Source organism: Nonomuraea sp. N2-4H (assembly GCF_045291505.1).
Lineage (GTDB): Bacteria > Actinomycetota > Actinomycetes > Streptosporangiales > Streptosporangiaceae > Nonomuraea > Nonomuraea fastidiosa.
Genome location: NZ_CP147987.1, coordinates 4,770,290 through 4,793,706 on the forward strand (window position 1 = coordinate 4,770,290; position 23,417 = coordinate 4,793,706).

The window sequence follows — 23,417 nt, forward strand, 5'->3', positions numbered from 1 at the left end:
CTTTACCGTTGCCTGCGGATGTTCAGACCCAGCGAGGCGAACTGTTCGAACGGCCGGTGGTAACCGCGTTCGATGTGGTGCACGCCGCGCAGCGTCGAGGGCCCGTCGGCGACGGCCGCGGCCAGCACGGCCGAGAACCCGGCCCTGATGTCCGGCAGCGTCACGTCGGCGCCCTTGAGCTTGGACACGCCGCGCACGACGGCCGAGTGGCGCGCGTTGGTGTCGTGGTAGCGGCAGGCGGGGCCGCCGAGGCACTGGTCGAACACCTCGATCTCGCAGCCCATCTTCTGCAGCGCGGGCACGTACACCAGGCGGTTTTCGAAGACCGTCTCGTGCAGCACGGACATGCCGTGGCTCTGGGTGAACAGCACCATGAGCGGCGTCTGCCAGTCGGTCATGAAGCCCGGGTGGGTGTCGGTCTGCACGGCCGCCGCGCGCAGGCCCTCGGGCGGCGCGGTGGCGCACAGGTACTCGTCGTTGATCTCGAACTGGGCGCCCATCCTGGCCAGCGTGGTGATGGCGGTGACCAGGCGGTCCTGGGGGCAGCCGTGGACGCGTACCTCGCCCTGGGTGATGAGCCCGGCGGCGAGGTACGAGAACGCCTCGATGCGGTCGCCGGTCAGCCACGTGGAGGCGCCGCGCAGGTGGTCGACGCCCTCGATGACGATCCTGCGGTCGGGCGAGAGCTCGATCCGCGCGCCCATCCGCTGCAGGAACAGCGCCAGCTCCACCACCTCGGGCTCGGTGGCGGCGTTCTTCAGCACGGTCTTGCCGTCGGCCAGCACCGCCGACATCAGCACGGTCTCGGTGGCGCCCACGCTCGGGTACGGCAGCTCGATGCGGGTGCCGTTGAGGCGTTTGGCCTTGGCGTAGATGCCGGTCTCCTTCACCTCGACCTCGGCGCCCATCGCCCGCAACGCGTCCACGTGGAAGTTGACCGGCCGCCGCCCGATGGGGTCGCCGCCGACCAGCGGCACGAACGCCTCGCCCGCCAGATGCAGCAGCGGGCCGAGCATGAGGATGGGGATGCGGTTCAGGCCGGTGAACGCGTCGGGCACCCGCGGCTCGATCTCGGCGCCGCGCTCGATCCTGATCTCCGTACCGGAGATCTCGACGTGGATGCCAAGGGCGCGCAGCATCTCGGCGGTGATCCCCACCTCACCGACCTCGGGGGCGTTGTGGATGCTGCTCTCGCCGTCGCCGAGCATGGCGGCGACCATGTGCTTGGACACGCCGTTCTTGGAACCGCGTACTTCGACGTCACCCCGGAGGGGACCGGAGGGTTCTATCAGCCAGACCTCTTCAGCAATCACGAAGTGAGCCTAACCGGGAGATACCATCGAGCTGATTCGGACGTACATGTGAGGGGGAGTGGCGTGGCGAGGGAAGTACGCGCATTTGCGGTAACTGTCCTCACTCTCGCCACACTCGGAGCCGCCGCCGGCCTGCTCTGGTCAGGGCTGTCGCCCCGGGCTCCCTACCAGGTCACCGGGCAGGGCCAGACGGTGCTCGCCGACCCCACCACGCAGGCGCTGATCGCGGCCGACGGCTGGTTCGCGGTGATCACCGGCGGTCTCGGGCTGGTGTGCGGCGGGGTCGCCTGGTTCATCGCCCGCCGGTGGATGCTGCCGGTGCTGCTGGGGCTCTGCGCGGGCGGGGTGCTCGCGTCCTTTCTGACGTTGTGGATCGGGTCCACGTTCACCATCGGGGCGGTCACGGTGGAGGCGGCCGCCGCGCCCGGGGTGACGATCGTGCCCGGCGCGCTGAAGCTGACCGCCTCCGGCGTGCTGGTGTGCTGGCCGCTGCTGGCCGTGGGGTTCTTCGCCCTCCTTGAGGGCATGCACGGCTATCGCGAGTCGCCGCTGCGGCATCCGTACGGCATCGAGCCCGGCGACCCGGACCGGCTCTAGCCGCTACAGCGGGGGCCTGCGCCGCCCGTGGCCGGTGGCGTGCTCGAACGCCCGCGCCACCCGCAGCACCCTGGCGTCCTCGAACGGCCGCCCGACGATCTGCACGCCCACCGGCAGACCGTCCTCGGTGAACCCGGCGGGCACGGACGCGGCCGGCGCGTGCAGCACGCTGATCAGGTAGGCCGAGCGCATCCACGACAGGTAGTCGGGCAGCTTCTGGCCGTTGATCTCGCTCACGTGCGGATGCTCGACGGGGAACGGCGGCACCTGGCTGACCGGCGCGATCAGCACGTCGTAGGTGTCGAAGAAGTCGGCCATGCGCTGGTAGAGGCGGCTGCGCGCCATCTCGGCCCTGGCCAGGTCGGCGCCGGTGACCTTGCGGCCCTGCTCGACGTTCCAGGCGGTGTTGGGGCCGAGGCCGCTCTTGTCGCCGTGGGCGAGCAGGTAGAACCAGGCCCGGTACGTTCTGAACGCGTCGTCGGCGTCCTCGAGGTCGAGCTCGACCTCCTCCACGCGGGCGCCGAGCCCCTCGAACACGGCGGGTGCGGCCGCGGTCACCGCCGCCGTGCGCGGATCGACCGGCAGGCCGCCCAGGTCGGGGCTCCACGCCACCCGCAGCCCCGCCACGCCCTGCTCGGGCTCCGGCGCGAACCTCTCCTTGATCGCGAACGGGGAGCGCCGGTCGAACCCGGCGATGGCCCCGAGCATGAGCGTGACGTCGTCGACCGTCCGCGCCATCGGCCCGGACACCGACAGCGTGTACCAGGCGGCCGTGACGGACGGCGTGGGGACGCGGCCCGGCGTCGGCCGCAGCCCGACGACGTTGCAGAACGAGGCCGGGTTGCGCAGCGAGCCGCCCATGTCGGTGCCGTCGGCCAGCGGCACCATGCCGGTGGCCAGCGCGGCGGCCGCTCCCCCGCTGCTGCCGCCCGCCGACTTCGTCAGGTCGTACGGGTTCCTGGTGGCGCCGAACACCTCGTTGACCGTGTGGGAGCCGGTGCCGAACTCCGGGGTGTTGGTCTTGCCCACGCTGATCGCGCCCGCCGCGCGCAGCCGCCTGACGACCAGGTCGTCCTGCTCCGGCACGTGGTCGGCGAACAGCGGCGATCCGTACGTGGTGCGGATGCCGGCCGTGTCGAGCAGGTCCTTGTGCGCGACCGGCACGCCGTGCAGCGGCCCCACCGGCTCGCCGGCCGCGAGGGCCGCGTCGGCCGCCTCCGCCGCCCGCAGCGCCTGGTCGGCGGCGAGCGTGACGATGGCGTTGACGGCGGGGTTGACCTTGTCGATGCGGTCGAGGTGGGCGCGGAGAACCTCCACGGCGCTCACCTCCCGGGTCTTGATGAGGCGGGCCAGCTCGGTCGCGGTCAGGTAGTGCAGTTCGCTCACGATGCGATCCTGCCCCACGCCGGCCGGGGAGGCGACGGCGAGGGTTACCGAACGCCGCCCGGCCCGCTCCGTGATCCGAACGCCGCCCGGCCCGCGGCCGTAGGCCCGCGCCCGGCCGACCTCGGTGGAGCAGGCCGGGGCGCGGGCGTCAGGCGGCGATACAGCCGGGCCGTCAGGTGGTGACGGAGGCCGGGCCGAGGAGCTGCTTGAGGTCGCCCATGAGCGCCGGCGACGGCGTGACCCGCAGCCGGTCGTCGACCCGCAGGACGGTGGTGCGCGGCCCGTTGCGCACCTGCAGGTGCACCTCGGACGTGCCGGGATGGGTGGTGAGGATCTCCTTCAGCCTGCCGACCACGGGCGGCGTGCAGCGGGCCAGCGGCAGGTTGACCTTCACCGGCCCGCCCGCCTCCTGGGTCAGGTCGGGCACCGTCACCTCCATGGCGATGATCTTGGCGACGTCCTCCCGCTTGTCGATGCGGCCCTTGACGAACACGATGGCGTCCTCGGCCACGACCGTCGAGCACAGCTGGTACGTCGACGGGAAGATCATCACCTCGATCGAGCCCGCGAGGTCTTCGAGCTGGGTCAGCACCCAGGTGTCGCCCTTCTTGGTGACCTTGCGCTGGACCCCGCTCAGGATGCCGCCCACGGTCACCACCTGCCCGTCGGGCCTGCTCTCGTCCTGTACGGCCGCGATCGAGCAGTCGGCCCCCGCCGCCAGGATGTGCTCGACGCCGAACAGCGGGTGGTCGGAGACGTACAGGCCGAGCATCTCCCGCTCGAACTGCAGCAGCGTGGTCTTGTCCCACTCCCCTTCGGGGATCTGCACGTCGAAGGTCTGGTCGTCGCCGCCGTCGATCGCCCCGAACAGGGAGTCCTGGCCGATGGCCTCGTTCTTCTTGATGTCGATGATCGCATCGACGGCCTGCTCGTGCACCATGACCAGGCCCTTGCGCTGGTGGCCGAGCGAGTCGAACGCGCCCGCCTTGATCAGCGACTCGATCACCCGCTTGTTGCAGACGGCGGCGGGCACCTTGCGCAGGAAGTCCTTGAAGTCGGTGAAGCGGCCCTTCTGCTTGCGGGCGTTGATGATGCCCTCGACGACGTTGGCGCCGACGTTGCGGATGGCCGACAGGCCGAAGCGGATGTCGGAGCCGCGCGGAGTGAAGTCGAAGTCGGAGTCGTTGACGTCGGGCGGCAGGACCTTGATGCCCATGCGGCGGCACTCGTTGAGGTAGAGGGCCGACTTGTCCTTGTCGTCCTTGACCGACGTCAGCAGCGCCGCCATGTAAGCCGCCGGGTAGTTGGCCTTGAGGTAGGCGGTCCAGTAAGCGATGAGGCCGTAGGCGGCCGTGTGGGCCTTGTTGAAGGCGTAGTCGGAGAACGGCAGCAGGATGTCCCACAGCGCCTTGATGGCCTCGGCGGAGAAGCCGTTCTCCTTCATGCCGCGCTCGAAGCTGGCGTACTGCTTGTCCAGCTCGGCCTTCTTCTTCTTGCCCATCGCGCGGCGCAGCAGGTCGGCGGCGCCCAGGGAGAAGCCGGCCACCCGCTGGGCGATGGCCATGACCTGCTCCTGGTAGATGATCAGGCCGTAGGTGGTCTCCAGGATGTCCTCGAGCGGCTTTTCCAGCTCGGGGTGGATGGGCGTGATCTCCTGCTGGCCGTTCTTGCGCAGCGCGTAGTTGGTGTGGGAGTTGGCGCCCATCGGGCCCGGCCGGTAGAGGGCGAGGGCGGCGGAGATGTCCTCGAAGTTGTCGGGACGCATGAGGCGCAGCAGCGAACGCATGCCGCCGCCGTCGAGCTGGAACACGCCCAGCGTGTCGCCCTTGGCGAGCAGCTCGTAGCTCTTGCGGTCGTCGAGCGGCAGCGAGAGCAGATCGACCTTCTCACCCGTGGTCGCCTCGATCAGCTTGAGGCAGTCGTCCATGATGGTGAGGTTGCGCAGGCCTAGGAAGTCCATCTTGAGCAGGCCGAGCGTCTCACACGTCGGGTAGTCGAACTGCGTGATGATCGCGCCGTCGGAGTCGCGGCGCATGATCGGGATGTGGTCGGTCAGCACCTCGCGCGACATGATCACGCCGGCCGCGTGGACGCCGGTCTGCCGGATCAGGCCCTCCAGGCCCCTGCCGAGGTCCATGGTGGCCTTGACGTCGGGATCCTCCTCGTAGAGGCGGCGCAGCTCGCCCGCCTCGGCGTAGCGCGGATGGTCGGGGTCGAAGATGCCCGAGAGCGGGATGTCCTTGCCCATGACGGCGGGCGGGAACGCCTTGGAGACGCGGTCGCCGAGCGCGTAGGGGTAGCCGAGGACGCGGCCCGCGTCCTTGATGGCGGCCTTGGCCTTGATGGTGCCGAACGTGGCGATCATGGCGACCTTGTCGGCGCCGTACCGCTCGGTCACGTAGCGGATGACGTCGCCTCGCCTGCGCTCGTCGAAGTCCACGTCGACGTCGGGCATCGACACGCGCTCGGGGTTGAGGAACCGCTCGAAGATCAGGCCGTGCGGGAGCGGGTCGAGGTCGGTGATGCCCAGCGCGTACGCCACCAGCGACCCCGCCGCCGAGCCTCGCCCGGGACCGACCGGGATGCCGTTCTGCTTGGCCCAGTTGATGAAGTCGGCGACCACGAGGAAGTAGCTCGGGAAGCCCATCTGCTCGATGACGCCGATCTCGTACTCGGCCTGCTTGCGGTGCTCCTCGTCGTAGCCCTCCGGCCAGCGGCGGGCCATGCCCTCCCAGACGGCCTTGCGGAAGTACTCGGTCTCGCTCATGCCGTCGGGGATCGGGAACGTCGGCATGAGGTTCTTGTGCTCGAAGAAGCCGCTGGTGTCGACCTTCTCGGCCACCAGCAGCGTGTTGCGGCAGCCCTCGGCCCACAGGTCGGAGGAGTCGACGGCGCGCATCTCGTCGGCGCTCTTGATGTAGTAGCCGGTGCCGTCGAAGCGGAAGCGGTCGGGGTCGGACAGCCGCTTGCCGGTCTGGATGCACAGCAGCGCGTCGTGGGAGGCGGCGTCGGACTCGTAGGTGTAGTGGGAGTCGTTGGTGACCAGCGGCGGGATGTCCAGCTCGCGGCTGATGCGGATCAGGCCGTCGCGGACGCGGCGCTCGATGTCGAGGCCGTGGTCCATGATCTCCAGGAAGAAGTTGTCCTTGCCGAAGATGTCCTGATATTTCGCGGCGGCCTTCAGGGCCTCGTCGTACTGGCCGAGGCGCAGCCTGGTCTGCACCTCGCCGGAGGGGCAGCCGGTGGTGGCCATGAGCCCGTCGGCGTGCTCGGCGAGCAGCTCGGCGTCCATGCGGGCCCACTTGCGCACGAAGCCCTCGGTGTAGGCGCGCGAGGACAGCTTCATGAGGTTGTGCAGGCCCGTCTTGTTGCGGGCCCAGATCGTCATGTGGGTGTAGTAACCGCCCGCCGACACGTCGTCCTTGCGCTGGTGCGGCTCGCCCCACAGCACCGGCCGCTTGTTGTGGCGCGACTCCGGCGCGACGTACGCCTCGATGCCGATGATCGGCTTGACGCCCGCCCCCGTCGCCTGCTTGTAGAAGTCGTAGGCGCCGTGCATGTTGCCGTGATCGGTGATGGCGATCGCCGGCATGCCCAGCTCGCCGACCACCTGGAACATCTGCTTCAGCCGCGCGGCTCCGTCCAGCATCGAGTATTCGGTGTGGACGTGCAGGTGGACGAACGAGTCGCTGGACGACATGGAACCGCGCCTCCCAGTCTCGAAGCGGACGTGCGGATCAGACTTTAATCCCCGCCACTGACAGTCCGTATCTCCTCCCGGCCACAGCGGACCGGCGAGGCGGCGGCGGGCTTCGCACACGGCACCGATATCCTCGATGTCACGTTTCGTAGCCAAGGAGTGACTCGGTGCGCACGGAGACGGACGAGGGATACCGCAAGGCGCTGGGCAACCGGCAGGTCCAGATGATCGCCATCGGCGGGGCGATCGGCGTGGGCCTGTTCCTGGGCGCGGGAGGCCGCCTGGCCGCCACGGGGCCCGCCCTCGTGCTCTCCTACGCCATCGCGGGACTGGCCGCGTTCTTCGTCATGCGGGCGCTCGGCGAGCTGGTGCTCTACCGGCCGGTGGCGGGCTCGTTCGTCGAGTACGCGGGTGAGTTCATCGGACCGTGGGCGGCCTTCGCCAGCGGCTGGATGTACTGGATCAACTGGGCGTTCACCGGCATCGCCGAGCTGACGGCGATCGCCGCGTACATCCACTATTGGGCGCCCGCCTTCCCGCAGTGGATGACGGCGCTGATCGCGCTCGGCATCGTCATGACCGTCAACCTGCTGTCCGTGCGGCTCTTCGGCGAGCTGGAGTTCTGGTTCGCGCTGCTGAAGGTGCTGGCCATCTCGACCTTCCTGATCGTGGGGCTGGTGCTGGTGGTGTTCGCGGTGGGCGACGCCGGGCCGCACAACCTGGTGGCGCACGGCGGGTTCTTCCCGACCGGGTTCCCGCTGGTGCTGATGAGCCTGCAGTCGGTCGTCTTCGCGTACGCCTCGATCGAGCTGGTCGGCATCGCCGCCGGTGAGACGGCCAGGCCGCACGAGGTCATGCCCCGCGCGATCAACGGCGTCGTGTGGCGCATCGCGATCTTCTACGTCGGCTCGGTGCTGCTGCTCGCCATGGTGCTGCCGTGGACCGCCTACCGCGCCGGCACCTCGCCCTTCGTGACCGTCTTCGCCGGGCTCGGCGTGCCCTGGGCGGCCGACGCGATGAACCTCGTGGTGATCACCGCCGCCGCGTCGTCGTGCAACTCCGGCCTGTACGCCACCGGCCGCATCCTGCGTTCGATGGCGCTGAAGCGGGAGGCCCCCTCCTTCGCCGCCACGCTCAGCTCACGCCACGTGCCGATGGGCGGCATCCTGTTCACCGCGTCGATGCTGCTCGGCGGGGTGGCGTTGTTCTACTTCCTGCCCGAGCGGGCCTTCAACATCGCCACCGCCTGCGCCTCGCTCGGCGTGATCACCACGTGGGGCGTGCTGGTGTTCTGCCAGACCCGCCTGCGCCGCAGCGGCCACCGCTCCACGTTCCCGATGCCCGGCTCCCCCTACACCAACTGGCTGACGCTGGGCTTCCTCGCGCTGGTGGTGCTGCTGATGCCGTTCGCCGACGAGGACCAGCTCGTCGCGTTCTTCCTCATCCCGGTGCTCGCGCTCGGCATCGCGCTGGGCTGGCACGTGGTCAAGCGGCGCCGCCACACGCCGGAGCCGCCGGGCCCGGCCGACCCGACCGGCCCCACGGACCCCACGGACCCGGCCGATCCGGCCGATCCGGTCGCCCGGCCCTGACCCGTCCGGACATACCCGCCCCGGAGATCGGCTCGGTAGTCTCGTCAGCGCAGCCATGAGGAGTCGCCGCTCGGGGAGGTCGCGCTGGACGGGGCTGGACGGGACACCAGGTGGTCGCTCATCAAGGTCGGGGTGGCGGTCGCGACCGGCGTGGTGCTGGCGCTGGCCTGCCTGCCTCTGGGGGTCTATCCGAAGCTGGCCTGCGCGCTGCTCGACGCGGGCTGCCCGCCCGGCTCGCCCGCCGGCGACCTGCCGCGGGTGACCCGGCTGACCGCCCTGCAGGCCGCGCAGAGCGGCACCTACGTGGCGCTCGGCGACTCCTACTCCTCCGGCGAGGGCGTCTACGAGCTCGACGAGCAGCCGATCAACGAGGGCGCCGACCGCTGCCACCGGGCCACCGGCTCGTACGTGCCGCTCGTCGCCAAGGCGTACCGGTTCGGCGGCGGCACCGCCTTCTACGCCTGCAGCGGCGCCACCACCCGCCAGCTGCTGACCGGGCAGCACGGCCAGCCGCCGCAGATCTCCCGGGTCGGCGCGGGCACCAGCCTGATCACGCTCAGCATCGGCGGCAACGACGCCGGCTTCAGCAAGGTGCTCACCGGGTGCATCGCCAAGCTCCCCTGGTCGTCGGCGTGCGTCGATCAGGAGACCGCGGTCAGCCGGCGCATCGAGGAGCTGCGTACGAGCGTGCTCCAGGTGCTCAGGGAGCTGCGGGTGCGCGCGCCTGAGGCGCGCGTGATCGTGCTCGGCTACCCGCGGCCGTTCCCCGAGGACCCGGTGGCCACCGTCGACAACCTGAGCGTGGCCGACCAGCGCTGGCTCAACGACGTCACGCGGCGGCTCAACGACACCGTGGGGTCGGTGGTCAGGGACTTCGACCGCGCCATCGCGGCCTTCGGCGCGCCTGGAAGCGCCGAGTACATCGACGCTTACGAGGCGTTCAGCGGGCACGAGGTGGGGCAGCCCGCGCCGTACCTGAACGGGCTGGCGGTGGACGTGAAGGAGCTGCGCGTCAACGCCCGCAGCTACCACCCGACGGGCGAGGGCTACCGGCGCTTCGCCGAGCTGATCATCAAGCAGATCGCCGACGGCCCCGGCCGCCCGCTCAACAACCTCCGCCTCAGCCGGCACCCCCGGCTGACCCAGGGCCCGTCGCGTACGGCCCGGATGACGCGCCTTGCGTGCGGGCCGGGCCGTCCTCAGGGTCGTCCGCCGAGGCGCGGTCCCGGCACCGCAAGGCGCGCGTGTCGCCCGGTCAGCGGGGTGCGCGCTGCTCCGACAGGCGCAGGCCGGCCTCGATGACCGCGTTCATGATCGGGGCCAGGCCGGACTCGCCGAGAGACGGGGCGCGCAGGGCCATCCGGGCGACCAGGGCGCGTTCGCGGTCCATGTCGCGTCCGGCGAAGCCCCCGACCGGCTTGATGCGCTGGACGATGCCCGCCAGCTCCACCCGGCGTTCGAGGAGCGTGGCCAGCGCGGCGTCCACCCGGTCGATCGCCGCGCGGCACTCGGGCAGCGTGGCGGGCGACTCGGGGCGCAGCAGGCCGCCGACGACGGTGACGGCCTCCTCGGCGAGTGCCCGGCCGTCCTGGCCGGCGATCAGCCCGTCGGCACCGGCGGCGACGGCCGCGGCGGACAGGCCGGGGTCGCTGGTGACGTCCACGAGCACGGGACGTCCCGAGGCGGCCCGAGCCGCGCGTACGAGGCTCAGATCGGGCCGCCCGCCCTCGCACAGGATCACCCGCCCGTCGCCCTCGGCTGCGCAGTAGTCGGCCAGCCCCAGCCACTCCTCCAGCGACGCTCCGGGACGCCGTTCCACGACGACCGGCAGCCCGAGCCCGGCCGCCGCGCGTACGAGGGGGATGTCACGGGTCCACGACGCCCCCACGATGACCGCATGCGCGTGCGCGGCGATCGCCGGAAGGTCCGCCGCGCCGGCCGGTTCGACGAGCGTCACACCACGCCCCGGCGCCCCGGGCCGCGCCCCTGCGACGTCGTCCGCGGGCCGTGCTGACCCCGCCCCGGACGGCACTGCGGACAGCGCCGTAGACGGCCTTCCAGGCGTCCTCCCGGACGGGACCTCAGAACGCCCCTCAGGTGGCGCCCACGGCGGCGCTGCGGGGGCTCTCGGGGGCTCGGCGGGGCGATCGCGGAGGCTGATCCGGGTGTCGATGACCACGGCGGGGCCGTCGCCGAGCGGCACGCCGCCGAGCGTGATCCGCGACCGGCATTCCTGCTGACGTTCCAAGGTCGATGACATACCGACTCCTCGTCAAAGGCCGGCCCCCTGGAGCCGGCGGGGAAACGAAAAAGGCAGAGACGGTGGTCTCTGCCTCGTGCCGACTCCAGGTGGTCGCTAGCGTACGACCGGCTCTCCTGGAGCCGGCTCGGTAAACGCGTAGCGACGCAAGGTCATGTTTGAACTCTACACCCGGCCTCCACCTGCTGGTCGGCACTTCTCGCATGCCGGAGTGGCCTTCGAGCGAGTCGCCGTTGATCCCTGCCTATGGGAGTATTTCTTGGCCTAGAGGAGGGTTTGAGGCCGTTGATGTCGGATCGTAAGCAGGAGGGACGCCGCATCGCCGGCCGCTACCAGCTGCAGGAACCCATCGGCAGGGGCGGGATGGGCATCGTCTGGCGTGCCTACGACGAGCTCTTGGACCGCACGGTGGCGGTCAAGGAGGTCAGGTATGCCGCCGCCCTCGGCGAGGAGGTGCAGCTGCTGAACCGGCGCACTATGCGCGAGGCGAGGGCGGCGGCTAGGTTCGAGCATCCCAACGTGATCGTCGTGCACGACGTGATCGAGGAGGACGACCGGCCCTGGATCGTCATGCAGCTCGTCCAGTCGCGCTCGCTCGGTGCCGTGATCAAACAGGACGGGCCGCTGCCGCCCAAGCGGGTGGCGGAGATCGGCCTGGCGGTGCTCGACGCGCTGCACCGCGCCCACGAGGCGGGCGTGCTGCACCGCGACGTCAAGCCCGAGAACGTCCTGCTCGCCGACGACGGCCGGGTCGTGCTCACCGACTTCGGCATCGCGACGCTGGAGACCGAGACGCAGCTGACGGTGACGGGCCTCGCGGGGACGCCGGCGTTCATCGCTCCCGAGCGGCTCAAGGGCCTGCCCGCGCGCCGCGAGTCGGACCTGTGGTCGCTGGGCGCCACCCTCTACACGGCGGTCGAGGGACGCTCGCCGCACGAGCGCGGCATGGCGCTGGCGACCATGCACGCCGTGCTCACGGACGAGCCCGACCCCGCGCCGAACCTGGGACCGCTCCACGACGTGATCATGGGGCTCCTGGCCAAGGAGCCGGTGCAGCGGCTGACGTACGAGGAGACGCAGCGCATGCTGCGCGACGCCATCGCGGTCCTGTCGCAGCCGAGCCCGGCGCCCACGGCGCAGTTCCCCGCCGCCCGGTTCCCCGCGCAGGAGCTGCGGGTGCCAGAGCCCGCGCAGAAGCCGGCCCGCAAGCCGGTGCAGCCGCCTGCCCCGGGGTCCGGGCCGCAGCCGGCCAGGCCGAAGCGGCCGGGTCCGGCCAAGGCGCGGCGGCCGTACGCGCCGGTGGAGGACGACCTTCCCACCGACCCCGGCCTCGCGCCCGCACGCTCGCAGGCCGCGCCCTCGTCCGCCGGAGGCGTGCCGGAGACCGGGGTACGGCTGTCGCAGGCGCCGACGGCGGCGCCGCAGCAGTCCGCACAGCCGCCCGTGCAGGCCCCGGCGCCGCCCATCGGAGAGTCCACGATGGACGCGACCGCCAAGGGCGAGCAGCGGCGCGTGCTGCCGATCCTGGCGGCGGCCGCGGCCGTGTTACTGGTCGCGGGCGTCGGCGGCTACCTGGGCCTGAGCTCGGCCCCTGACGGCGCCGACGGCAACCAGGCGGCGGTCAGCACGGTCCCGGCAGCGCCGAGCGCGTCCGCGCCGCAGACGTCTCCCGCGTCGCCGCCCGCGTCCCCCTCGGCCTCCCCGGCGGGCGAGACGTCGCCGGCCGCGCCGCAGTCGCCGAGCCCCGAGCCGAAGCCCAAGGAGACGAGGGCCGCGCTGCCGTCCGGCTGGAAGATGCACACGGACAAGAAGCTCGGTTTCTCGATCGGGCTGCCCAAGGGCTGGGACGAGTGGCAGCGCACCGGCAACGGCGTCGAGTTCAAGGGGCCGGGCGGAGCGCCCAACGCGCACGTCCGCATCGAACGGGCGTCCAAGCTGGGCAAGGACCCGCTCAAGGGCTGGAAGAAGCTGGAGCCGCGGCTGAAGCACCAGTACGGCGGCTATCGCAAGCTCGGCATCAAGAAGGTGTCCTACCGCGAGGCCGCGGCCGACTGGGACTTCATCTGGCCCACCCAGACCGGCAAGTCCCGCATCCGCTACCGGGGGTTCATCGCCGAGGACGGCAAGGCGTACGCGATCTACTGGCACACGCTGAACAGCCACTGGAAGGACGATTACCACTTCTTCGAAGGGTTCTGCGCGACGTTCAAGCCCAAGAAGTAGGCTGCGCGACGTGCACGTCAGCAATCGGTACCGCCTCCTCGAGCCGATCGGGGAGGGCGGCATGGGGGTGGTCTGGCGGGCCTACGACGAGCTGCTCGACCGTACGGTGGCGATCAAGGAGGTCCGCTACACCGGGGTCGGCGACGCCAAGCGGGCCGAGCTCAACCGCCGTACCATCCGCGAGGCCAGGGCGGCGGGGCGGCTCGACCATCCGTCGGTGATCGTCATCCACGACGTCGTCGAGGAGGACGGCCGTCCGTGGATCGTCATGCAGCTCGTACGCTCCCGTTCCCTGGCCCGGGTGATCTCCGAGGACGGGCCGCTGCGTCCCGAGCAGGCCGCGGTGATCGGCGGCCGGGTGCTCGACGCGCTGCGGGCCGCCCATGCCACCGGGGTGCTGCACCGCGACGTCAAGCCCGAGAACGTGCTGCTCGCCGATGACGGCCGGGTCGTGCTCACCGACTTCGGCATCGCGGCGCTGGAGACCGAGGGCGGGCTGACGGCGACGGGCGGGCTGGTGGGGACGCCCGCGTACATGCCGCCCGAGCGGCTCAACGGCGAGCCCGCGCGGCCGGAGTCCGACCTGTGGTCGCTCGGCGCGACGCTGTACGCCGCCGTGGAGGGGCGGCCACCGTTCAAGCGCGACTCGTGGGCGGCGACCGTGGCGGCGGTGCTGCGCGACGACCCCGAGCCGCCCGCGCGGGCCGGGGCGCTCGGGCCGATCGTGATGGGGCTGCTGCGGCGCGAGCCCGAGGCGCGCCTGCCCGCCGCCGAGGCCGCGAGGCTCCTGTACGACGTCGCCGCCACCGCTCCACCGCGCCCTGCCGCCACCGCGGACGCCCCCTGGCAGGCCCCCGCGGGCTCCCCCTCCCCGGAGGGCTCATGGCGCGCCACATCACCTCAGGAGGGCTCCTGGCGCGGCACCCCGCCTCCGAACGCTTCTCAGCGCGACACGCCGCCTCCGGATGGCACCTGGCCTGCCACGCCGCCTCCCGGCGCTTCACGACCCGACACGCCGCCTGCCGACGGCTCCTGGCGTGCCACACCGCCTCCCGGCGCTTCACGGCCCGACACGCCGCCTGCCGTCCCCGCTGACGGCGGCACCCCGCCGCCCGATGCCTCGTGGCACCAGACGCCGCGCAGCGCGCACGACGGCATCCCGACCGGTGGCCGCCCCGATGCGACGCTCGACGGGCGAGGCGGCGGGCGGCGCAAGGCGATGTTGATCGCCCTGCCGGCGGCGGTGCTCGCCGTGGCGGCGCTGGGCGGCGGTGGCGTGCTGCTGTACGACCGCCTCACGGGTACGGCCGCCGCTCCCCGGCCCTCCCCCACGCCCGCGCCCACGGAGCAGCCCACGGAGCAGCCCGCGGAGCAGCCCGCGGAGCAGCCGTCGAAGGAGCCCTCGAAGGAGCCCTCGCAGGAGAACGTCACGACCGCCCCCACGACCGGCGTGCCCACCAGGGAGGCCACGGAGGAGCCGGCCGTAAAGCCCACCGAGGAGCCCGTCGACGAGCCCGAGATCCCGGACGGCTGGCGGGCGTACCGGAACACCGCGGGGCGCTTCCAGATCGCCGTCCCTCCGCGCTGGCGGGCGACGAAGACGGCGGGCCGCGACAGCGTCGAGTTCACCCGCCCCGGCACCCCCGGCAGGCTGCTCGTGGAGTGGACGATCCCCGACGTCCCCTGGAAGGACCCCGAACGCCACTGGGTCCTCCTGGAGGCGGAGATCCGCAGGAAGGGCGACTTCGAGCAGTACCGGCGGATCGCCATCACCCCCACCGAGTTCCAGGGCCGCCCGGCCGCCGACTGGGAGTTCACCCGCGTTGATCAGGGCGTGACGATCCACGTCATCGACCGCGGCCTGCGCACCGCCGAGGGCCGCCCGTTCGCCGTCATGTGGGAGACCACGCAGGACCGCTGGGAGCGGGACCGCCACTACTTCGACGACTTCCTCAGGACGTTCAGACCGCTATGAGCAAGATCACCGAGGAGCGGGCGACGTTCTGGCGGCATCCGGCGGTGCCGGAGACCGATCTGCTGAAGGCCCGCTACGTCACCCACCGCTTCTCCCGGCACGTGCACGACGGCTACGCCATCGGGCTGATCGTCTCCGGGGTCGAGGAGTTCGACTACCGGGGCACGCTGCACCGGGCGGGGGCGGGCGAGATCGTGCTGGTCAACCCGGAAACGGTGCACACCGGGCAGGCCGGGGTGCCGGGCGGGTGGGCGTACCGGATGCTCTATCCGTCGATCGAGACGGTCTCGGCGATCGCCCGCGAGCTGGGCGGGCCCGGCGGGACGCCGTACTTCCCGCAGCAGGTGGTGCGCGACGACGAGGTGGCGGCGCTGCTGCGGCGCGCGCACCAGGCGGCCGAGCGGGGCGACGCGCTGGCGACCTCGACGCTGAGCCGTACGCTGTTCGCCCGGCTGCTGATGCGGCACGCCGCGCCCAAACCGCCCGCCACCGGGACGGCGGAGAGCGGCCGGGCCGTGCGCGCGGCGCTGGAGCTGCTGCACGAGAGCCTGGTGGACCCGCCGACCCTCGACGACCTGGCGGAGGCGGTGGGGGCGCGGCCGTTCCCGCTGCTGCGGGCGTTCAAGGCGGCGACGGGAATGCCGCCGCACGCCTACCTGATCTCGCTGCGGGTACGCCGGGCGCGCGAGCTGCTGCTGAGCGGGATGCGCCCGGCGCAGGTGGCCGCCGAGGCAGGCTTCACCGACCAGGCCCACCTCAACCGGCACTTCAAGCGGGTCATGGGCGTACCGCCCGCCGTGTACCAAAGGGCCGCAGGATCGTACAAGACCCGACATTCAGGCGGCACATAGCCTCGGTAGGCATGGAACCGACAACTCACCGTTCCGCGGCCGTGCGGGACGGTCTCGGCGTGGGCCTGGCCGTGGGGCTGTCCGGGCTCGCCTTCGGCGCCGCCGCGATCACGGCGGGCCTGTCCGTGCCGCAGGCGTGCGTGCTGAGCCTGCTGGCGTTCACGGGCGCCTCACAGTTCGCGCTGACGGGCGCGGTGGGCGCGGGCGGCGACCTGCTGGCGGCCGGCCTCGGCGCGCTGCTGCTCGGCGGCCGCAACACCCTGTACGGCCTGCGCCTGGCCGACCTCCTCCAGGTACGCGGCCCGCGCAAACTGCTGGCCGCCCACGGCGTCATCGACGAGACCACGGCCGTGGCGATGGCCCAGCCCGACCCCCGCTCGGCGCGTACGGGCTTCGTCACCACGTTCGCCACCCTCTACATCACCTGGAACCTGACCACGCTGGCGGGCGCGTACGGCACCTCGTCCCTCGGCGACCCCGGCGTCCTCGGCCTGGACGTCGTGGGCCCGGTGGCGTTCCTCGCGATCCTGTGGCCCCGGCTGAAGGACAGCGGCGAGCTGCGCGCGCTGGCCGCGAGCGCGGCGGCGATCGCGCTGTGCACGACGCCGTTCTTCCCGCCCGGGGTGCCGGTGCTGCTGTCGGCGGTGGCGGTGCTGGTGGTGATGGTGCGATGACGTTGTGGTGGGCGATCGCGCTGGTGTGCGCGGGTTGTTACGCGCTGAAGCTGGCGGGCCTGGCCGCGCCGCGCGCGGTGCTCGACCATCCGAAGGTGCGCAGGTTCGCGGAGCTGGTGCCGGTGGCGCTGCTGGCGGCGCTGATCGCGGTGCAGATGTTCACGCAGGAGGGCGGGCTGGGCTTCGACGCCGCCCGTACGGCGGGGCTCGGCGCGGGCATCGTGGCCCTCCTGCTCCGCGCGCCTTTCCTGGTCGTCTTGGCGGCCGCGGCGGCGATGACGGCGCTCGTCCGGTTCCTTCTGGGGTAGCCGGCGGTGCATGTCCGAGTGCGCGGTGAAGCGATCAAGGAGGTGCCCCGCCTCCTGACCTGACGGACGCCGGACGCGAGGTCTTCGCGGCGCGCACGTCACGCGCGGCGGCGGCCGGTCCGGTCCGGTCACGCCGCGCGGCACGCCGCCGCCCGCCCGCGTCCAGCCCAGGGCCACGGAGGCGGGGGTGCGCACACAGGACCCCGAACCGCGCCCCAGCACGTCCGGAACGCGCTCAGAACGCACGGACAGCCGCTCAGAGCGGGCGGACGGCACAGACACCGGACGGGACGGAGGAAAGCGGCGAGTCCCCCTCAGAGGCGCCCGGCCGGATCGAGGGCTCGGACGGCGGCCGATCCGGCTCGGACGGCGGCCGATCCGGGGCGTGAAGGCGGCAGGACCGGCGGGCGCGCGGCTCAGGACTCCGCGCGTACCAGGTCGAGCGCCTTCTGCAGGTCCTGCGGATAGTCCGTGCTGAACGACATCCACTCGCCGGTCGTCGGATGCTCGAACCCGAGCGAGACCGCGTGCAGCCACTGCCGGGTGACGCCCAGGCGGGCGGCCAGCGTGGGGTCGGCGCCGTAGAGCATGTCGCCGACGCACGGGTGGCGCAGCGCCGACATGTGGACGCGGATCTGGTGCGTACGCCCCGTCTCCAGCTTGATGTCGAGCAGGGAGGCGGCGCGGAACGCCTCGACCGTGTCGTAGTGGGTCACCGACGGCTTGCCACCGGCGACGACGGCCCAGCGGCCGTCGCCCGACGGATGCCGGTCGATGGGCGCGTCGACGGTGCCCCTGAACGGGTCGGGATGCCCCTGCACGAGCGCGTGGTAGCGCTTGTCGACCGTGCGTTCTTTGAAGGCCCGCTTGAGGAACGAGTAGGCGTGCTCGCTCTTGGCCACCACCATCGCGCCCGTGGTGTTGGCGTCCAGGCGGTGCACGATGCCCTGGCGCTCGGCGGCGCCGCTGGTGGCGATGGTGTGACCGGCTCCCAGGAGCCCGCCGATCACGGTGGGGCCCGTCCAGCCGACCGTGGGGTGCGCGGCCACGCCGACGGGCTTGTTGATCACGATGATGTCGTCGTCCTCGTACACGATCGTCATGCCGGGCACCGGCTCGGCCACCGGCATGGGCGCGGTGACGGGCGGGGGCATCGTGACGTCGAGCCACGCGCCGGCGTGCACGCGGTCGGACTTGCTCGGCACGCGGCCGTCGACGAGCACCTCGCCGGCGCCGATCAGCTCGGCCGCGCGGGTGCGGGAGAACCCGAAAAGTCGCGAGAGCGCGGCGTCCAGCCGCTCGCCCTCCAGCCCGTCGGGCACGGGCAGGCTGCGCCGTTCAGCCATCCTCGGCCACCTCCTTCGAGCCGTCGATCTGCACGTTGCGCCAGGCCAGGATCACGGCCAGGATGCCGCCGCAGACGATGGCCGAGTCGGCGATGTTGAAGACGGGGAAGTAGTCGATGACCGGGAAGTTGCCCGGCAGCACTTCGATGAAGTCCACGACGTGGCCCTGAAGCTGCGTGGAGCGTCCGAACCCGGAGGGGTAGCGCAGCAGCCGGTCGGTGAGGTTGCCGACGGCGCCGCCCAGCAGCAGGCCGAGCGCGACCGCCCACGAACGGCTGCCGAGCTTGCGCGCCGTACGGATGATGGCGACGACCACGCCGGCCGCGATGAAGGTGAAGACGAACGTCATCCCGGTGCCGATGCTGAAGGCGGCACCGGAGTTGAAGATGACCCGGAACTGGAGCACGCCTGGGATCACGACCAGGGGCGCCTCACCCTCGAGGGTGCGCAACACCACCGTCTTGGTGACGAGGTCGGCCGCGTAGATCACGGCCGCCAGCGCGACGAGGACGGCGACCAGGCGCCCGCGTGGCCTGCCGGCGGTGCTCCGCCGGCCTACCGGCGCTCCTCCTTCTGCTTGCAGGCCACGCACAGCGTCGCCCTGGGGAACGCCTGGAGGCGTTCCTTGCCGATCGGCTTGTGGCACGATTCGCACACTCCATAGGTCCCTGCGTCGATCCTGGCGATCGCACGTTCGTTCTGCGCGACCAGATCGCGCGCATTCAGGGTAAGGGCGATCTCGCGTTCGCGCTCATACGTCTTCGCGCCGGCGTCGGCCTGGTCGTCGCCCGCGCCCTGCGTGACGTCCCCAGAGGCTATCTCCGTCTCGTGACGGAGGATGTCCGCCTCGAGCTCGTCGATCTCCTTCTGGAGCCTGCCGCGTACCTCGGCCAGCTCCTCATCCGACCACATCGACGGTGTAGCGGTCTGCGTGCCTGCCGCCATGGCTGCCTCCATGCTGATCAAGGCCGTGAATGGTGCGGGCAGCTTAGGATCCTGATAACGGAACGGCAAACGACCCGCCGGACGGTTTACCTAGCCCGTACTATCCCGCCTCGCGCATTCAACTCCTCCACAGCGGCGTCCATTCCCACATCTTTGCGCCCTTTACGACTCACGTACCGCTGGGAGGCGGGTGACCTCCTGAGGCGGGAAACGTGGAAGCCTTGACCTCGACTCTGCGTTATGGTTTGAGTCTGCAAGGCGTTGATGGGGCCCGCTGTGAGGGATATCACCCCGGAGCCGCCGGAAGAACGGCTTGCGCGAGCTTATTAGAACCGGCAGCAGTCAAATGAAGAGGGCCTCGCCTTCGGGCGGGGTCAAGAAGGGTGGTACCGCGGGGCCGCGAGGCTTCGTCCCTTCACGCCACAGCCCTATCGGCCGATTCACGCGTGGAGGTCACGCCCGAGATGTCTTCCCCAACGTTCCGCTCTCTTCCCGCGCAGGTCGACCTGCCCGCGCTCGAGCGCGAGGTCCTGGACCGCTGGCGGGACGGGAAGATCTTCGAGCGCTCCGTCGAGCAGAACGCCGGCAACCCCTCGTGGGTGTTCTACGAGGGCCCGCCCACCGCCAACGGCCTGCCCGGCGTGCATCACGTCGAGGCCCGCGTGTTCAAGGATCTGTTCCCGCGCTACAAGTCGATGCGCGGGTTCAGCGTTCCGCGTAAGGCCGGCTGGGACTGCCACGGCCTGCCCGTGGAGGTCAGCGTGGAGCGCGAGCTGGGCCTGTCCGGCAAGAAGGACATCGAGTCCTACGGCATCGCCGAGTTCAACGCCAAGTGCCGCGAGTCGGTGCTGCGGCACGTCGACGCGTTCGAGCAGATGACCGAGCGCATGGGCTACTGGATCGACCTGTCGCAGGCCTACCGCACGATGGATCCGTCCTACGTCGAGTCCGTGTGGTGGTCGCTGAAGGTCATCTTCGACAAGGGGCTGCTGTTCCGCGACTTCCGCATCACGCCCTACTGCCCGCGCTGCGGCACCGGGCTGTCAGACCACGAGCTGGGCCAGCCGGGCGGCTACGAGACCATCTCCAGCCCGTCGGTGTACGTCCGCATGCCCGTCACCTCCGGCCCGCTGGCCGAGCTGGGCGCCTCGCTGCTGATCTGGACGACCACGCCGTGGACGCTGGTCTCCAACACCGCGGTCGCCGTGCACCCCGACGTCACGTACGTCGCCGCCCGCACCGCCGACGGCGAGGTGCTGGTCGTGGCCGAGCCGCTGCTGTCCGTGCTGGGCGAGGGCGTCACCGAGGTCGCCCGCTACACCGGCCGCGAGCTCGAGCGCACCACCTACCGCCGGCCGTTCGACCTGGTCGACATCCCCGACGCCCACTACGTCGTGCTCGGCGACTACGTCACCGTCGAGGACGGCACCGGCCTGGTCCACCAGGCGCCCGCCTTCGGCGCCGACGACATGGCCGTCATCAAGCGGTACGACATGCCGATCGTCAACCCGATCGGCCCCGACGGCCGCTTCCTCGAGGACGTCCCCATGGTGGGCGGCCGCTTCTTCAAGGACGCCGACGAGGAGCTGACCGAGGACCTGCGGCGGCGCGGCCTGCTGTTCAAGGGCGGCCACTTCGAGCACAGCTACCCCCACTGCTGGCGCTGCCACACCCCGCTGCTCTACTACGCGCTGCCGTCCTGGTACATCCGCACCACCGCCGTCAAGGACCAGATGCTGGCCGAGAACTCCGGCACCAACTGGTACCCCGACACCATCAAGTGGGGCCGCTTCGGCGAGTGGCTGCGCAACAACGTCGACTGGTCGCTGTCGCGCTCCCGCTACTGGGGCACGCCGCTGCCGCTGTGGGTGTGCGAGCAGGACGAGTCCCACGTGACGTGCGTCGGGTCGCTGGAGGAGCTGGGCAGGCTCGCCGGCCGTGACGTCTCCGCCCTCGACCCCCACCGCCCGTACGTCGACGACGTCACGTTCGACTGCCCGACCTGCGGCGCTCTCGCCCGCCGCGTGCCCGACGTCATCGACGCCTGGTACGACTCCGGCTCCATGCCGTTCGCGCAGTGGGGCGAGCGCGGCAAGCCCGAGGGCGTCTACCCCGCCGACTTCATCTGCGAGGCCACCGACCAGACGCGCGGCTGGTTCTACTCGCTGATGGCCGTCGGCACGCTGGTCTTCGGCCAGTCCTCCTACCGGAACGTGCTCTGCCTGGGCCTGATCCTCGCCGAGGACGGCCGCAAGATGAGCAAGCACCTCGGCAACGTCCTCGAGCCGATCCCGCTGATGGACCGGCACGGAGCCGACGCGCTGCGCTGGTTCATGGCCTGCTCGGGCTCGCCGTGGGCGGCCCGCCGCGTGGGGCACGCCACGCTGGAGGAGATCGTCCGCAAGGTCCTGCTGACGCTCTGGAACACCGCCTCCTTCTTCACCCTGTACGCCAACGCCGAGTCCTGGTCGCCTGCCAAGCTCGCCGAGGCCGTCCCGCCGGCCGAGCGCCCGCTGCTCGACCGCTGGGCGCTGTCCGAGCTGCACCGCACCGTGGCCGAGGTCACCGCGGCGCTCGACGACTACGACACCCAGCGCGCCGGCCGCCGCCTGGCCGACTTCCTCGACGACCTGTCCAACTGGTACGTGCGCCGCTCGCGCCGCCGCTTCTGGCAGGGTTCGGAAGAGGCGTTCGCGACGCTGTACGAGTGCCTGGAGACGGTGCTCAAGCTGATGGCGCCGATCACGCCGTTCATCACCGACTACCTGTGGGACGTCCTGCGCGGGGAGGACACGCCGACCTCGGTGCACCTGGTCTCCTGGCCGCAGGCGCGTGAGGAGCTCATCGACACCGAGCTGTCGGAGCAGATGGCCCTCGTCCGCCGCCTGGTCGAGCTGGGCCGCTCGGCCCGTGCCTCCTCCGGGGTGAAGACCCGCCAGCCGCTGCGGCGGGCCCTGGTGGGTGCGCACGGCTGGCCGTCCCTGCCCGACGAGCTGCGCGGGCTGGTCGCCGAGGAGCTCAACGTCCAGGCGCTCGAGGACATGTCGGGCTTCAGCGCCGACCTGGTGTCCTACACGGTCAAGCCCAACTTCCGGGCGCTGGGCAAGCGGTTCGGGCCGCGTACCAAGCTGGTGGCCGCCGCGCTGGCCGCCGCCGACGCCACCCGCGTGGCGCGCGCCCTGCGCTCCGGCTCCACCGTCATGGTCGAGGCCGAGGAGCTGGGCGAGGTCATGCTCGGCCCCGACGAGGTGATCGTCAACGAGCAGCCCCGTTCCGGCTGGGCCGTCGAGACCGGCGCCATCGGCACCGGCACCGGCGAGACCGTGGCGCTCGACCTGGAGCTGACCGACGAGCTGCGCCGCGCCGGCCTGCTCCGCGAGGTCATCCGCCTGGTCCAGGACGCCCGCAAGTCGACCGGCCTGTCCATCACCGACCGCATCGACCTGTGGTGGAGCGCGTCCTCGCCCGACCTGGCCACGGCGCTGCGCACCCAGGGCCAGGTGGTGACCGAGGAGGTGCTCGCCACCTCGTTCACCGAGGGCACCGCCCCCGACCTGCCCACCCACGCAGACGAGGACCTCGGCCTCACCTTCCAGCTCCGCCGCGCTCAGTAGCCGCTCGTCCGGGGGCGTACGCACCCCGGACGGTAAGGACCCATCGAGCGGGCCCCGGGTACCAGCACCCGGGGCCCGCTTCGTGGCGTCAGGCTGTGTGATGGCGCCCGCAGGAGACGGCACCCCCACCCCGCCCGCCACGCAGGCAGAGACACCCTCACCTCACCCGCCCGCGCAGGGAGATGCCTGACCTCACCCGCCCGCACCAGAGAGATGCGTTACCTCACCCGCGCAGGCAGGAACAGGCGACCACCCAGCGCCGAAGGCGGATGCGCGTAGCCCACTCGCTCTGACGGAAAGGCAGCGCGGCGCGGCTACGTCTCGCACACAGGAATGGCTGCGTTCCGCACAGTTCCGCACGCAGGAATGACGCCCCCGCGGATGGACACCCCGCAGAAGATCGCCCCACAGCTTCAAAGAACGCCCCACGGAAGAACGCCCCGCAGCCCCGCCAGAACGCCCCACGAAAGAACGCCTCACAGCCCTCGAAAGGACGGCCCTCGACAGGACGACCCGCAACGCCCGACAGAACGGCCCACGGCAGGACACCCCGCAACGCCGACAGAACAGCCCACGGCAGGACACCCCCACGAAGAGACGCCCCGCAGAAAAACATCCTGAGTGGCCTGCGGC

General features: G+C 71.5%; 16 protein-coding genes. 9 read left to right on the forward strand and 7 right to left on the reverse strand.

Going from position 1 to position 23,417, the window contains the following annotated elements; translation table 11 throughout:
• Window positions 1-2: 2 nt before the first annotated feature.
• The gene (gene murA, locus WBK31_RS21975; protein ID WP_364054760.1) at window positions 3-1,313 is read right to left on the reverse strand and encodes a UDP-N-acetylglucosamine 1-carboxyvinyltransferase; all 1,311 of its coding nucleotides are present in this window, start codon (window positions 1,311-1,313) and stop codon (window positions 3-5) included.
• Between the two features lie 192 nt (window positions 1,314-1,505).
• Between murA and WBK31_RS21980 the strand changes: the two genes are divergently transcribed.
• A complete protein-coding gene (locus tag WBK31_RS21980; RefSeq protein ID WP_364054763.1) occupies window positions 1,506-1,910 on the forward strand; it encodes a hypothetical protein in 405 nt (134 codons plus the stop codon).
• 3 nt (window positions 1,911-1,913) lie between these two features.
• Here the strand turns inward: WBK31_RS21980 and WBK31_RS21985 are convergent, their stop codons facing one another.
• A complete protein-coding gene (locus WBK31_RS21985) occupies window positions 1,914-3,296 on the reverse strand; it encodes an amidase (RefSeq protein WP_378787795.1) in 1,383 nt (460 codons plus the stop codon).
• Window positions 3,297-3,468: 172 nt separating this feature from the next.
• Window positions 3,469-6,996, reverse strand: coding sequence for a DNA polymerase III subunit alpha (dnaE, locus tag WBK31_RS21990; protein WP_364054768.1), 3,528 nt, complete (start codon window positions 6,994-6,996; stop codon window positions 3,469-3,471).
• A 167-nt stretch (window positions 6,997-7,163) separates the two neighbouring features.
• Between dnaE and WBK31_RS21995 the strand changes: the two genes are divergently transcribed.
• Both WBK31_RS21995 and WBK31_RS22000 read left to right on the forward strand, forming a co-directional pair.
• The gene (locus tag WBK31_RS21995; protein ID WP_364054771.1) at window positions 7,164-8,588 is read left to right on the forward strand and encodes an amino acid permease; all 1,425 of its coding nucleotides are present in this window, start codon (window positions 7,164-7,166) and stop codon (window positions 8,586-8,588) included.
• A gap of 132 nt (window positions 8,589-8,720) precedes the next feature.
• On the forward strand, window positions 8,721-9,890 hold the full coding sequence (locus tag WBK31_RS22000; RefSeq protein WP_406673062.1) for an SGNH/GDSL hydrolase family protein: 1,170 nt from the start codon (window positions 8,721-8,723) through the stop codon (window positions 9,888-9,890).
• Here the strand turns inward: WBK31_RS22000 and WBK31_RS22005 are convergent.
• Window positions 9,844-10,545, reverse strand: coding sequence for a chorismate mutase (locus WBK31_RS22005; protein WP_364054777.1), 702 nt, complete (start codon window positions 10,543-10,545; stop codon window positions 9,844-9,846). The genes WBK31_RS22000 and WBK31_RS22005 overlap by 47 nt on opposite strands.
• A 591-nt stretch (window positions 10,546-11,136) precedes the next feature.
• On the opposite strand from WBK31_RS22005, the gene WBK31_RS22010 reads away from it, so the two are divergent.
• From WBK31_RS22010 to WBK31_RS22030, 5 genes are read left to right on the forward strand one after another with little or no spacing between them, the layout of a single operon-like run.
• Window positions 11,137-13,071, forward strand: coding sequence for a protein kinase domain-containing protein (locus WBK31_RS22010; protein ID WP_406673063.1), 1,935 nt, complete (start codon window positions 11,137-11,139; stop codon window positions 13,069-13,071).
• Between the two features lie 10 nt (window positions 13,072-13,081).
• Window positions 13,082-15,046 (forward strand): protein kinase domain-containing protein, encoded by a 1,965-nt coding sequence (locus WBK31_RS22015; protein ID WP_406673064.1) that lies wholly within the window; start codon window positions 13,082-13,084, stop codon window positions 15,044-15,046.
• On the forward strand, window positions 15,043-15,897 hold the full coding sequence (locus tag WBK31_RS22020) for an AraC family transcriptional regulator (RefSeq protein ID WP_364054786.1): 855 nt from the start codon (window positions 15,043-15,045) through the stop codon (window positions 15,895-15,897). The genes WBK31_RS22015 and WBK31_RS22020 overlap by 4 nt, the downstream gene beginning before the upstream one ends.
• Before the next feature lie 11 nt (window positions 15,898-15,908).
• Window positions 15,909-16,571 carry an AzlC family ABC transporter permease gene (locus WBK31_RS22025; RefSeq protein WP_364054789.1) on the forward strand — a complete coding sequence of 221 codons (663 nt, stop codon included), beginning with the start codon at window positions 15,909-15,911 and terminating at the stop codon, window positions 16,569-16,571.
• Window positions 16,568-16,879, forward strand: coding sequence for an AzlD domain-containing protein (locus WBK31_RS22030; protein ID WP_364054792.1), 312 nt, complete (start codon window positions 16,568-16,570; stop codon window positions 16,877-16,879). The genes WBK31_RS22025 and WBK31_RS22030 overlap by 4 nt, the downstream gene beginning before the upstream one ends.
• A 416-nt stretch (window positions 16,880-17,295) precedes the next feature.
• On the opposite strand, the gene WBK31_RS22035 is transcribed toward WBK31_RS22030, so the two are convergent.
• From WBK31_RS22035 to WBK31_RS22045, 3 genes are read right to left on the reverse strand one after another with little or no spacing between them, the layout of a single operon-like run.
• Complete coding sequence (locus tag WBK31_RS22035) at window positions 17,296-18,225, reverse strand: RluA family pseudouridine synthase (protein WP_364054795.1); 930 nt, start codon at window positions 18,223-18,225, stop codon at window positions 17,296-17,298.
• On the reverse strand, window positions 18,218-18,808 hold the full coding sequence (lspA, locus tag WBK31_RS22040; protein ID WP_406675518.1) for a signal peptidase II: 591 nt from the start codon (window positions 18,806-18,808) through the stop codon (window positions 18,218-18,220). Before lspA ends, WBK31_RS22035 begins: the two co-directional genes overlap by 8 nt.
• Window positions 18,781-19,182, reverse strand: coding sequence for a TraR/DksA C4-type zinc finger protein (locus WBK31_RS22045; RefSeq protein WP_364057500.1), 402 nt, complete (start codon window positions 19,180-19,182; stop codon window positions 18,781-18,783). Before WBK31_RS22045 ends, lspA begins: the two co-directional genes overlap by 28 nt.
• A gap of 452 nt (window positions 19,183-19,634) precedes the next feature.
• Here WBK31_RS22045 and ileS point away from each other — a divergent pair, with 452 nt between their 5' ends.
• Window positions 19,635-22,784 carry an isoleucine--tRNA ligase gene (ileS, locus tag WBK31_RS22050; RefSeq protein WP_406673065.1) on the forward strand — a complete coding sequence of 1,050 codons (3,150 nt, stop codon included), beginning with the start codon at window positions 19,635-19,637 and terminating at the stop codon, window positions 22,782-22,784.
• Window positions 22,785-23,417 lie beyond the last annotated feature (633 nt).